The 14,233-nt window shown below is 45.3% G+C and carries 1 protein-coding gene; it reads right to left on the minus strand.

The annotated features are described in order from the left end of the window. Positions 1-3,225: 3,225 nt before the first annotated feature. Positions 3,226-13,794, minus strand: coding sequence for a hypothetical protein (locus tag IPM71_01560; GenBank protein ID QQS51436.1), 10,569 nt, complete (start codon positions 13,792-13,794; stop codon positions 3,226-3,228). Positions 13,795-14,233 lie beyond the last annotated feature (439 nt).

The following is a 14,233-nucleotide window of genomic DNA, read 5'->3' on the forward strand; positions in this document are numbered from 1 at the left end:
ATGCGGAATCACTCTCAAAAGTAGCACCAGTTCTGCTGTATTCCCATACATAGGTGTCGGCACCTTCTACTGGCGCTGTAAGGTAAAGGACTCCTACTTCGCCCTGGCATACTTCTTCAGGGCCTACTATTAATGTGACATCTGCTGGCAAATCAGATACGGTAATTGCATGAGGTGCAGAAGGAATGCCGTCGCCACAATGGTTTACTGCCCAAGCGATAAGACTTCCGGAGGTTGCCCCGGCAGCAAAATCAAGGGTAACAGAATTTGATGTGCCTTGAATAGTTTCTCCATCTCCATCATAGTTCCAAATGTATGAAGTTGCACCTGCTACTGCCGGAATGGAATAGATATTATTTGAACTTCCGGCACAAACCAAAGTGTCGCCGCTAATTAGTCCAGAAGCAGCTGGAACGTTATCAACACTAATACTAAAACCTGCAGAAGGTGTTCCATTACCACAATCGTTGGTACCAAATACGGTTAGAATGCCTGAAGTAGCATTGGAAGCAAAATCAATACTGATTGTATTTCCAGTTCCCTGGATAATGGCCCCGGTTCCGGTATAGTTCCAAGTATACGTGTTTGCTCCATTGATTGGAATTACGCTATAAACCACTCCATTAGTAGACAAACACACGAGTGTATCCCCGCTAATGGTTCCTGCAGCTTCCGGCGTAACACCAGATAAACTTACAGTAAAGCTTTCTTCTGAACTGCAACTTCCGTTGTAGTCGTATATATACAATAAACTGTTCGAACTAATAAAATCTCCTGCAGCATATTGCGTACCAGTTCCTCCGGTAGCACTGTAATAGGCTTCGTTGCCGGTTAAATTGGTTCCTGTTATCACAGGTAATGTAAAACCAGAACAAACTACTTGATCAGCAATGTCGTTCACTACCGGACCACTGCCTACGATGGTGATCGTAAACTGCTCTTCCGAACTACAGCTGCCGTTGTTGTCATAAATGTACAGCGTAGTTGTAGCGCTGATGATATCACCGGCATTGTACTGGGTACCTAAGCCACCCGAAAGGGTGAAGTAAGCTTCGCTGCCGGTAAGGTTAGTTCCTGTAATAGCAGGTAAAACGTATTGTACACAGGCTGTCTGGTTGGCAATGTCGTTCACTACCGGACCACTGCCCACGATGGTGATCGTAAACTGCTCTTCCGAACTACAGCTGCCATTGTTGTCATAAATGTACAGCGTAGTTGTAGCGCTGATGACATCACCGGCATTGTACTGGGTACCTAAGCCACCCGAAAGGGTGAAGTAGGCTTCGTTGCCGGTTAAATTGGTTCCTGTTATCACAGGTAATGTAAAACCAGAACAAACTACTTGATCAGCAATGTCGTTCACTACCGGACCACTGCCTACGATGGTGATCGTAAACTGCTCTTCCGAACTACAGCTGCCGTTGTTGTCATAAATGTACAGCGTAGTTGTAGCGCTGATGATATCACCGGCATTGTACTGGGTACCTAAGCCACCCGAAAGGGTGAAGTAAGCTTCGCTGCCGGTAAGGCTGCTGCCTGTAATGGCTGGCAAGGTGTATTGTACGCAGGCTGTCTGGTTGGCAATGTCGCTTACTACCGGGCCACTGCCTACGATGGTGATCGTAAACTGCTCTTCCGAACTACAGCTGCCGTTGTTGTCATAAATGTACAGCGCAGTTGTAGCGCTGATGACATCACCGGCATTGTACTGGGTACCTAAGCCACCAGAAAGGGTGAAGTACGCTTCGCTGCCGGTAAGGTTAGTTCCTGTAATAGCAGGTAAAACGTATTGTACACAGGCTGTCTGGTCGGCTATGTCGTTCACTACCGGGCCACTGCCTATAATGGTAATCGTAAACTGCTCTTCCGAACTACAGCTTCCGTTGTTGTCATAAATGTACAGCGTAGTTGTGGCGCTGATGACATCACCTGCATTGTATTGCGTTCCTAAGCCACCGGATAAAGTGAAGTAAGCTTCGTTGCCAGTAAGGCTGCTGCCTGTAATGGCTGGCAAGGTATATTGTACGCAAGCTGTCTGGTCGGCTATGTCGTTCACTACCGGGCCACTGCCTATAATGGTAATCGTAAACTGCTCTTCAGAACTACAACTTCCGTTGTTATCATATATGTACAGCGTAGTTGTGGCGCTGATGACATCACCTGCATTGTATTGCGTTCCTAAGCCACCGGATAAAGTGAAGTAAGCTTCGTTGCCGGTAAGGCTGCTGCCTGTAATGGCTGGCAAGGTGTATTGTACGCAGGCTGTCTGGTTGGCAATGTCGCTTACTACCGGACCACTGCCCACGATGGTGATGGTAAACTGCTCTTCCGAACTACAGCTTCCGTTGTTATCATATATGTACAGCGTAGTTGTGGCGCTGATGACATCACCAGCATTGTACTGGGTACCTAAGCCACCCGAAAGGGTAAAGTAGGCTTCGTTGCCGGTAAGGCTGCTGCCTGTAATGGCTGGCAAGGTGTATTGTACGCAAGCTGTCTGGTCAGCGATGTCGTTCACTACCGGGCCACTGCCTACGATGGTGATCGTAAACTGCTCTTCCGAACTACAGCTGCCGTTGTTGTCATAAATGTACAGCGTAGTTGTAGCGCTGATGATATCACCGGCATTGTACTGGGTACCTAAGCCACCCGAAAGGGTGAAGTAAGCTTCGCTGCCGGTAAGGCTGCTGCCTGTAATGGCTGGCAAGGTGTATTGTACGCAAGCTGTCTGGTTGGCAATGTCGCTTACAACCGGGCCACTGCCTACGATGGTGATCGTAAACTGCTCTTCCGAACTACAGCTGCCGTTGTTGTCATAAATGTACAGCGTAGTTGTGGCGCTGATGACATCACCAGCATTGTACTGGGTACCTAAGCCACCCGAAAGGGTGAAGTAAGCTTCGCTGCCGGTAAGGCTGCTGCCTGTAATGGCTGGCAAGGTGTATTGTACGCATGCTGTCTGGTCGGCTATGTCGTTCACTACCGGGCCACTGCCTATAATGGTAATCGTAAACTGCTCTTCAGAACTACAACTTCCGTTGTTATCATATATGTACAGCGTAGTGCTGGCACTGATGACATCACCGGCATTGTACTGGGTACCTAAGCCACCCGAAAGGGTGAAGTAGGCTTCGTTGCCGGTAAGGCTGCTGCCTGTAATGGCTGGCAAGGTGTATTGTACGCAAGCTGTCTGGTTGGCAATGTCGCTTACAACCGGGCCACTGCCTACGATGGTGATCGTAAACTGCTCTTCCGAACTACAGCTGCCGTTGTTGTCATAAATGTACAGCGTAGTTGTGGCGCTGATGACATCACCGGCATTGTACTGGTACCTAAGCCACCCGAAAGGGTGAAGTAGGCTTCGCTGCCGGTAAGGCTGCTGCCTGTAATGGCTGGCAAGGTATATTGTACGCAAGCTGTCTGGTTGGCAATGTCGTTCACTACCGGGCCACTGCCTAGGATGGTGATCGTAAACTGCTCTTCCGAACTACAGCTGCCATTGTTGTCATAAATGTACAGCGTAGTTGTAGCGCTGATGACATCACCGGCATTGTACTCTGTGCCTAAGCCACCCGAAAGGGTGAAGTAGGCTTCGTTGCCGGTAAGGCTGCTGCCTGTAATGGCTGGCAAGGTATATTGTACGCAGGCTGTCTGGTTGGCAATGTCGTTCACTACCGGGCCACTGCCTACGATGGTGATCGTAAACTGCTCTTCCGAACTACAGCTGCCATTGTTGTCATAAATGTACAGCGTAGTTGTGGCGCTGATGACATCACCGGCATTGTACTGGGTACCTAAGCCACCCGAAAGGGTGAAGTAGGCTTCGCTGCCGGTAAGGCTGCTGCCTGTAATGGCTGGCAAGGTATATTGTACGCAAGCTGTCTGGTTGGCAATGTCGTTCACTACCGGGCCACTGCCTAGGATGGTGATCGTAAACTGCTCTTCCGAACTACAGCTGCCATTGTTGTCATAAATGTACAGCGTAGTTGTAGCGCTGATGACATCACCGGCATTGTACTGGGTACCTAAGCCACCCGAAAGGGTGAAGTAGGCTTCGTTGCCGGTAAGGCTGCTGCCTGTAATGGCTGGCAAGGTATATTGTACGCAGGCTGTCTGGTTGGCAATGTCGTTCACTACCGGGCCACTGCCTACGATGGTGATCGTAAACTGCTCTTCCGAACTACAGCTGCCATTGTTGTCATAAATGTACAGCGTAGTTGTGGCGCTGATGACATCACCGGCATTGTACTGGGTACCTAAGCCACCCGAAAGGGTGAAGTAGGCTTCGTTGCCGGTAAGGCTGCTGCCTGTAATGGCTGGCAAGGTATATTGTACGCAAGCTGTCTGGTTGGCAATGTCGTTCACTACCGGGCCACTGCCTACGATGGTGATCGTAAACTGCTCTTCCGAACTACAGCTGCCATTGTTGTCATAAATGTACAGCGTAGTTGTGGCGCTGATGACATCACCAGTATTGTACTCTGTGCCTAAGGCACCAGAAAGGGTGAAGTAAGCTTCGCTGCCGGTAAGGCTGCTGCCTGTAATGGCTGGCAAGGTGTATTGTACGCATGCTGTCTGGTTGGCAATGTCGCTTACTACCGGTGAAATTACTATTCCAATCGCAAAGCTTTCTTCACTCGAACAACTTGGTATTGTTGCGGTTGAATCAAAAATATATAAATTAGTTGCCACTGTAATTACATCACCTGGATTAAACCGTGTGCCATTTCCACCGGAAAGAGTATAATATGCTTCATCTCCGGTGAGATTTAGTCCGGTAATTGCAGGAAGTGTGTATGAATCGCAGGCATTGGTATCGGCTAAATCGTTTACCTGCGGTGTGGTGTTGATTGTCAGAACAAAGCTTTCTTCGCTGATACAGGCTGGTGCAGTCGTTGTCGAATCGTAAATGTAAATTGTACCACTGGCACTCAGCACATCGGCAGCATTATAGCGTGTACCTTTCCCTCCACTTAATGTGTAGTATCCTTCATTGCCGGTGAGGTTTGTACCTGTAATGGCTGGAAGTACAAAGTTCTCGCATCCGCTGGTATCAGCAAGGTCGTTTACCTGCGGTGTGGTGTTGATTGTCAGAACAAAGCTTTCTTCGCTGATACAGGCTGGTGCGGTCGTTGTCGAATCGTAAATGTAAATTGTACCACTGGCACTCAGCACATCGGCAGCATTATAGCGTGTACCTTTCCCTCCACTTAAGGTGTAGTATCCTTCATTGCCGGTGAGGTTTGTACCTGTAATGGCTGGAAGTACAAAACTTTCGCATCCGCTGGTATCAGCAAGGTCGTTTACCTGGGGTGTTGTATTGATTGTCAGCACAAAGCTTTCTTCGCTGATACAGGCTGGTGCGGTCGTTGTCGAATCGTAAATGTAAATTGTACCACCGGCACTCAGCACATCGGCAGCATTATAGCGTGTACCTTTCCCTCCACTTAAGGTGTAGTATCCTTCATTGCCGGTGAGGTTTGTACCTGTAATGGCAGGAAGTACAAAGCTCTCGCATCCACTGGTATCAGCAAGGTCGTTAACCTGGGGTGTTGTATTGATTGTCAGCACAAAGCTTTCTTCGCTGATACAGGCTGGTGCGGTCGTTGTCGAATCGTAAATGTAAATTGTACTACTGGCACTCAGCACATCGGCAGCATTATAGCGTGTACCTTTCCCTCCACTTAAGATGTAAAATCCTTCATTTCCAGTGAGGTTTGTACCTGTAATGGCTGGAAGCACAAAACTTTCGCATCCGCTGGTATCAGCCAGATCATTTATTTGGGGTGTAAGATTTATTGTCAATGCAAAGAATTCTTCGCTAATACAGGCGGGTGTCGTGGAGGTTATATCGTAGATGTAAATTGTATCACTGGCATTAATTACATCACCTGCATTGTATTGCGTTCCTAATCCACCCGTTGCGTTATAGTAAGCTTCATTGCCCGTAAGGTTTGTACCTGTAATGGCCGGAAGTATAAAACTATCACAACCGCTGGTATCAGCCAGATCATCGATGTCAGGAGTAGCGTTAACAATAACCTGTACCTCCAATTCATCGGTGCATCCAAACGGACTGGTCGCCAAAATATAATAATTGGTTGTAGCCATAGGCGAAACAACGGTACCGGCCAGTTGATTGGCAGGTATTGCTGGTGAGGCAGAATGATAGGTATAAGTCGATGCAGTATTGTTGGCATCGGCAATGATTACATTGGTAAGATTATAAGAGGTACCACTGCAAATTTCTGGAGAAGTAAGGGTACTCAAATCCGGGTATCGTGGAAAGCTAATGGCCACTGTATCACGCGAAACGCAAGTTCCGTTGGTAATTACCCATTGTAATTGATAGCTAAAACTACTTGTTCCATTGAGTGTGCTTGTATTGGAAAGTGGATTAGTTAGACTTGCACCTGTTCCACTTACAAAATACCAACGACCTGTACCAATTGCAGGAGCATTGGCTGCCATGGTAGTCTGATTAGCCCCACACAAAACCTGGTCAGGTCCTGCAATCGAAGGGGTAGGTTCAGCAAATACATTCACTGTAACCGACGAAACAATTCCTGTTCCTCCACCATTGTTGTATGTAAACCCAGTGAGTTGGTAGGTACCTGCTACAGGAGTTGGCAATACATAAGGTAGGGCCGATACAGTAACCGCAGGTTGTGGAACACCATTGATTGTGTATTCCAATTCGTAATCAAAGTTGATGGCAAATGAGCTTGTAAATAATACCGGTATGCCAGCATTGCCACAAACAGGACCAGTAGGAGCAAAACGTGCCAATGGCACAGTAGTGTTAATACAAGAAGTTGTAAAATCGTCGGTTCCGGTAGCAAATGTATGTCGGCCAAATGTTTGTACTCTGCCATTATCGTTTGTGCCGGCAGAAATTGAAAAAATTTCGTTCCAGTCAGCTCCATCGTAAACTGCCACTCGCATATCCGATGGTCCGTTGGTAGTGATAGCAGGGGTTAATCCGCTTGTGGGGGTCCAGCTAATCCGCACTACCGCTTCGCTTCCTGGAGTGGATGCTACAGTCCAATACTCATCAGGGTTTACCAGTGTGAGGTCAGGTTGAAATGAAACATCAGGATTTGGCCTGAAGTATTCAGCTGTCCAAAGCAATGTGCCGGTTTGAGTAGAACGAACGCTCAGGTTGTTACCAAGATAATTGTCAATTCCTATCGGAAAAATAAACTGGTCTCCCTGATTAATGCGTTTCACAAGCGGTCCGCTTATGTAGCTTGCTGAACTTCCACCATCGGGTATTACAGCATTCACTGCAGTGTTGGTAATGGTGAGCACATCCGTTGCTGCAGTTTCGATAATACCATCGGTAAGTAAAAGATTTCCTTCTACCTCTATTGCTGCACCTGTATTTAATGTGAGTCGTGATCCATTATTGATCTCAAGGTTATTAAAAGCATTAGCACCGGTAAAATCTCCCCATGCACCACCAAGACTTTGAGGGGCATATCCGGTAAAGCGAACCGTCGCATTGCTGCCTGTTCCTGCAGTAAAGGTACCGGCATTATACCGTTCCATGCTTCCCATAATATTCAAACCACGATTGTTCACACTGTTATCGAGGTTGGGTCCATCGATAACCAGTTGATTACAGATGGTAAGATCTTTGTCGGGCAAGATACGGGTTCCAGTACCAGTGAATGACAAACCAGAGATAGTATCGTATAAATCGGCTATCAGGGTATAGCTTCCTGTGCCACCATATTCAAGGGTTCCATTGCTTCCGCAACTTAAAAACTCCGAATAGCGACCGGCAGGAATCAAGGCACTTTCGAGGTAAAGAGTTCCGGTACCTGAAACAGTGCCCAAATTATGACCATAGAAACCACCTGTATTTTCTAACCTGCCATTGATAATGGTGCGATAGGCTGTGTTGTAATTTGCACTGGTGGCAACAGTATCGTTGATGGTAAGAATAAATCCATTGGGGCCACCGGCAGGACAGGTAATAGGTGTACCACCTGTTTGTGTCCAGATGCTGCAATCTGTCCAGTTTCCACTGGATATTGTAGTAAACTCAGGTATATTAGGTGGAAAAGCTCCGGAAACACCTGCTGTGTATTCGCCACTGACATTGTTTACACCCGCATAATTGAATGTGGCGGTATTGGCTGCAGGATTCACAGTTAAGGATTCGCTCCAGCTTGAGCCAGGTATCAAAAGCCTTGCTGCTACATAATTTATTTCATCGGGCCCAGTAACATCTTCTTCGAGGTAACTAAAAACAAGGTTACCATCAAAGCTTGCAATACCTCCGCTAGTCACCTCCCAATAATAATTAAGTGCATTGGCAGGATCGATCGATGTGGGGTGCGTACTGTTAATGTTGTTAACCCGAATATAGCCACTGTTGCTATTGGCTGTAATTGTAAGTATGGCAGGAGTATACTTACCTTCTGTTCCAATAGGATATGTAAATGTTGTAGCTCCGGGTGCAAATTGTTTCTGCAACCCTACGTTACTATACACACCATCGGTAGTAATCATTTTGGTACTGCTGAAGGGTGCACCAAGAATATCACTGGTATCGCTGAGTGTAATAATATAGCGGTTGGCATCGAATATACCTTGTGTGAGCGCAAGATCCTGTAGCATGCTTGCATTGTTCAACAACCTGGCACCTTGTCCATTGTTTAATTCAAGTCTTCCATATGTTCCGGTACCCGAAATAAATTGTTGATTTGAACCTGACAGAATTACTCCACCCGTTCCGTTGGCCAGGTAAGCAGAATTGTTAATCAAATCGCCAGATAGATTCAAGGTGTTGGTGTTGCAAAATAAATTTCCACTCTGAATGCGCAAATCGTTGCTCACTAAAGCCGAATTATTAAGACTTAAACTGGCCGATGGGTTTATTGTAAGATCATAAAAAGTAGTGACAGATGTTCCGGAAATAGTTTGAGTACCTCCGTTAAAGGTAGTTAGGTTGTTGCGGGCATTGTATGTTCCATTATTCACAAGATTACCTTCAAGCGTTACATCGATGTTGTAAGTTGCATTGGCATCGAAAATACTATTGGCATTCGAAAGCGTGAGGTTACCGTTTAATTGAAGGGGGCTAATGAGCAATTGAACTGTTGCATTCTGAGTGTTTGTGGCATTGACAGTGATGTTATTTAACATAATATCAGCATCAAGCAGGTAATTCTGAACAGCAGACAAAGTACCTTGTGAAAAAACTATTTCTCCACCGGTTACGTTGGAGGTGGCCGGGCGCAAATACAAGTCGCCATAGGCATTTCCGCCTCCGCCGCGTACTATTGTAAGTGTACCACCAGACATGGTAAAATCGCTTCCGGCATTTAAAACCTCGAGTTTGGCACGTGAGCTAACTGCTGCATTACCGTTGATCGTTACTGTACCTCCGCTTTGGCTATAGTTCAAAATACCTGTGGTAGTAGAAACATTGCGACGAATTTGTCCATTGACAATCAGGTTTCCAGCCCAGATATCGAGTTCAGAGGAACCACTTCCTGAATATTCAATATCGTTATTGAAGGCTGTTCCAGCTGCAGGACCCACATACACGGTTCCGTTGATAAGTGTAAAATTACCCTGCAAATACAAATCGTTACTATTCACACCACCGTTGGCAATGTAAACGGTAGAAGGGGTGTTGATAGTTAGGCTGGAAGAGGCGGGTATGGTCAATGGAGTTACCGTGGAAATATTCAGGTTTCCTGTGCGGGCATAATTTAGCATGCCATTCTTTAAGGTGAGCCAATTATCTGCGGGAGTTGTTAAAGTACCTCCAATATTCACAGTAAGAGTTGTAACCTGAGAGTTTCCTTTGTCAATGGTAACCCGGTTAAAATAAGTGCCCGGAGTACCGGCGGTGTTGGTTACAAATGCATCGTTTGGCCCGAAGAAAGTAACCGGTATAATGCTTGTTCCATTGTTAAAATTCACTCTAGCAGGTGTCTGAGTAGCTCCACCTCCAATGGCATTGTTAGTATTATTTATCAGGCTGCCTCCAATAGCCAGGCTCTGGTTAGTAGCTCCGCCCCAACCAGTCCACCCAGAAATAGCAGCCCATGGAGCTACAATTACATCACCATGTACCACAATATCCTGGCGAAGATTGCCATTACCAATCCAAATCAATCCACCGCCCTTAATATTCATGTTTCCAAGAATAGTAATTGTTTTTGCTACCGGTACAGTTGGAGCAGTAGGATAAGGAGTAAGGTTTACCCATGTTGGACAGAACCATGAATCGGCATTTTGTCCGCGGGTTTCGAGGTTTCCATAGATGGTCAGGTCGTTATTTCCAAAAATAATGTTGGAGCCGCCAAGTGGCGAAAGAATCAGATGTCCATATTCAAAAACCCCGTTTGGAAGATAAAATGTTGTTCCCGCCACCGGGTTGGTTGTATATAATTCTGTAGTACCAAGGTTAAAATTAAAATCAGAGAAGTCGCCTGATGGAAACACAAATGTTCTAACTGTAGATCCAGCAAGAGGACCCCGATCACAGGTAAATCGAAAATTTCCATTTCCATTCGGGTGGCTTATTACCATCCCAAAATTGGAGGCTGGGTTGTAGGTTATATCTAAAGCTGCACCCACTTCAATCTGAAGACTGGCACAACTTCGTGGATCTTCATTAGCAACCACCGGATTTGTATTTGCTAAATAAATTGAATCATTGCCTCCAATAACTACAGCATCGCGCACTCCCGGTATTGTTCCGGCTACAGGGCCTGCATGACCTACTGTCGACCAATTATTTACATCGCTCCAAAGACCGCTCCCCCTACTATAATAGGTTGTAACAGCTCCAAAAGCTGCATCGCCTACTGTATAATCGCCAAAAATGTTGCTGGTGTTGGTTAGCCACGGATCGCCAATGGTATTGTTTGTTTCGTCAACACTGGCAGCAGTACCCGATGTCCATGTATAATTGGTCCAATCGTATCGGGCAGGAATGTAGTTGGCTTCTGTGCCCATTACATTGGCCTCATTGTAATTGTAAACATGCGTTACAGAGTTGGCAGGGAGGCCGGTAAAACCAGATTCCTTCACCCTCCAGAAATAAGTTAAGCTCTGTCCGGTGGTGCTTACCGCAGGATGTTCGAATGCCCCGATAGCAACCGTGATGTTGCCATATGTTGCAGGGGTATTGGTTAAACTAATGCTTGCAGGAGTATAGGCACTCACACCCAAAGGAAAGGTAAACGCGGGAAAAGCTGCAGAATAGGTCTTGGTTATGCTGCCACCACCAGCTTGTCCATTGGTTACCACATACCGGTTGGCATCGGTGCCAACCACTGTGGAATTCGCAGCAAGCGAAAGATTAAAGCGCTGAATGTTTAGTAACTTGTAACCTGTGGCCGGACCAGAAAAAATCAGATTTCCAATTAACCTGACATGGCTTCCAGCAGTTACAGTAGAAGTTCCATTCGTAGTGCGGGTTAATTCAATGTTGCCAAACAAGAGCGTATCGGCACCACCTAAGGCATGATTTCCATCTCCGTTAAAAACCAAACGACCGGTACCTTCGTGGGTGCCAGTTGTATATACATTGCCTGCCAGGTTAATGGTTTGTCCGCCATCGTTGAAAATACCTTCAAGTATAATTAAAGAGTCAGCTACATTGAGGGTTGTTTGTGTACCTCCCATTTGCACCACATCGTCTTCGGCATTTTTATCAATACGCAATTTGTGAATGGATAAGGGAGCAGCCAGGTTTACATTAAACAGCTGATCGCCATCGCCCATGAAAATGGTTCTATTGGTTCCGGTTGTATAAGTAGTTCCAGTATTGATGGTATAATTTCCTCCTATACTAAGGTCGAAATTATTAGCATTCAGCACGCCGCTGTTCAGAAGCAAATCGTTATACACATACAATGCCCTGGTAAGCCTTACCTCAGTGGCGCTGCTTGCTCGGTTAATTATGAGGTTCCCAAGTGGAGCTGTTGAAGTAACAGCATGGAATGCAGCATCGGGTAAAATATTTCCGGTAGTGGGGATCAGAATAAACATCCCTCCTGTAACATTATAATTAGCCTGGGAGGAATTAATCCGAATTACCTCTCCACTTGCTCCACCTGCAACATCATAGATACGCACTTCACCACCAGACATATTAAAAACATTGTCGGCACTATTGATATTGAAAGGAGCAATTCCTGGGTTAATACCATTTTCTGCTCTGTTAACGTTTATAGGAGCATTAATCAAATCATTTACGCTGGTGTAGGTCGAAGGAGTGCGTTGAAAACGACCACGAAGTACAAACAAACCACCGGTTTGAATGTAGGATGCCAATCCGGTAGCACCTGTTGAGGCACGGTATTGTTTCGCATCCACAATACCACCGTTCAGTTCAAACTCGCCTGAAACAAAATCGAACACGACAATACCTGATGATTCTTTGGTAGAAAAGTATCCATCGTTCATGATAACTTTACCATAAACCGATACAGCACTGTAAAGTCCACCAGTAATTCCGATAGTAGCATTATTAGGAGCAGCCAAACCATAAGCGGCATTAATCTCACGATAATCGTCGGCAGATCCAAAAACAGCCACATTGGGTCCGTCGATTTGCAAGGCGGCATTAGACGGAATTACAAAATTTGAGGTTTCATTGGCAGGTACAGGTCCGGCTTCGGCAAGTGAAGGGATTACGGTTAATCCATCCAATACCAGGGTACCGGTACGAATCCACAATGCTTTACGGATATCGGGATTGCTCCCGGGGTTTTCGAAATAATGATTGTTCGCACCAAAGAGTCTGAAATTTTGATATGCTGAAGAATAGATCGTAAACTTGAAAGACTGATCAATTCCTTTGTCGATTATAAGGTTGTAAAAATCAGTGATACCATTACAGGTAAGATTATTGTCTGAAGCACCTAAAAAATAAACCGAGGCTGCTCCTGAGGTTGCTCCTGATGCGGAAGGTGGGAAAGAGTTGTACAATGGGTAAGTTAAATTCGTAAACCTCACGTTGCCGTCGTTCACAAAATTACCATGGACATTTACTGTATGGAATTTCAGATAATAGTTCAAATAGGGAGCCGTGCCACCATTGTTACTCCAGTGTAAAGGATCGGTAGTTGTTGTGTTTGTAGAGCCTTCACCTACACGAATGGAGCCCGTGGCAGAAACACTCACATTGCCGTTGATAGTAAGAATTAATCGGGTTGGACTTACATTATCGTTTATACGAAAAGTACCATTTACGATGCTCAGGTTTCCATTAATTGTAAGATTACTAAGTTGTGTAGCAACAAAACCCGCAGCATTAATTCTCAAATTATTATACACAGCCTGAGTAGCTGGTAAAGTAAAATCACTTCCATTGTAGTATTCAGTAGTACCTCTGTCGGCATTCACAAAATAATTGGTAGTAGCTACAGGAAAATTAACCGTTGCCAGCCTAAGTGTTCCTTGTCCATCGAGATAATCGAGTGCATTCGTAAACCGGAAAGTAGCCATATCCAGAAATGCACCATTGCGTATGATAATCCGAAGATTTACATTCGTCACATCAGCCGGTAGTGTTACCGTACGCGAAGTGAGAATTACAACCGTATCGTTATCGGCCGGTATACCTGTTGCCGTATGAGTTGAACCGCCCGGGTCATGAGTCCAGGTTCCTACCTGATCCCAGTTTCCGGACTGATAGGAATAAAATACCTGCGAGAATAAATTCGATGATAGAAATAAAATACCCGTTACGAATACAATTTTCTTCAACATACCCTTGCTGGCTATAGATGAAGTAATTAGATGGGTAAAAGCTTTCATATAAAAGTTGGGGTTAATTTGATTTGCGTTCATAGAGTTAGAAGGAAAAATAGGAGACCGGTTTCCGAATAACAAGCGGAATGGGTTGAATTGAAAGAATACTCAATGCAATTGTATACAAAGAGAACTTCTTGCTGAGGCAAGAGTCATTATAATAATACCATTTTGCTTTGCAAAACTGGCTGTTTGACTGGCCAAAGTTAATTCTCATCAATTGGTTAGGGTTTGTGGCTTTCAGGCCAACTATTGCATCATACAGTATCTCTGCAATATAGAGCGTGAATATAAACAATATTAATAATCTGTGAACTAATAATTTATTAACTGTTAATAAACAATTCTTTTCGTAACATAAAGTAAATATACAGACAGGAAAAAGCTGATTTTTGAAAAACGGGGTTACTTGGGTCATTTAGTGTAGGTAGTTGTATAATCTTAA

Source organism: Bacteroidota bacterium, assembly GCA_016699695.1.
Taxonomy (GTDB): Bacteria; Bacteroidota; Bacteroidia; order Bacteroidales; family UBA10428; genus UBA10428.

Bases quoted from the DNA above. Each gene is read 5' to 3' on its own strand.
- IPM71_01560 (QQS51436.1), bottom strand. From the start codon at position 13,794: ATGAAAGCTTTTACCCATCTAATTACTTCATCTATAGCCAGCAAGGGT.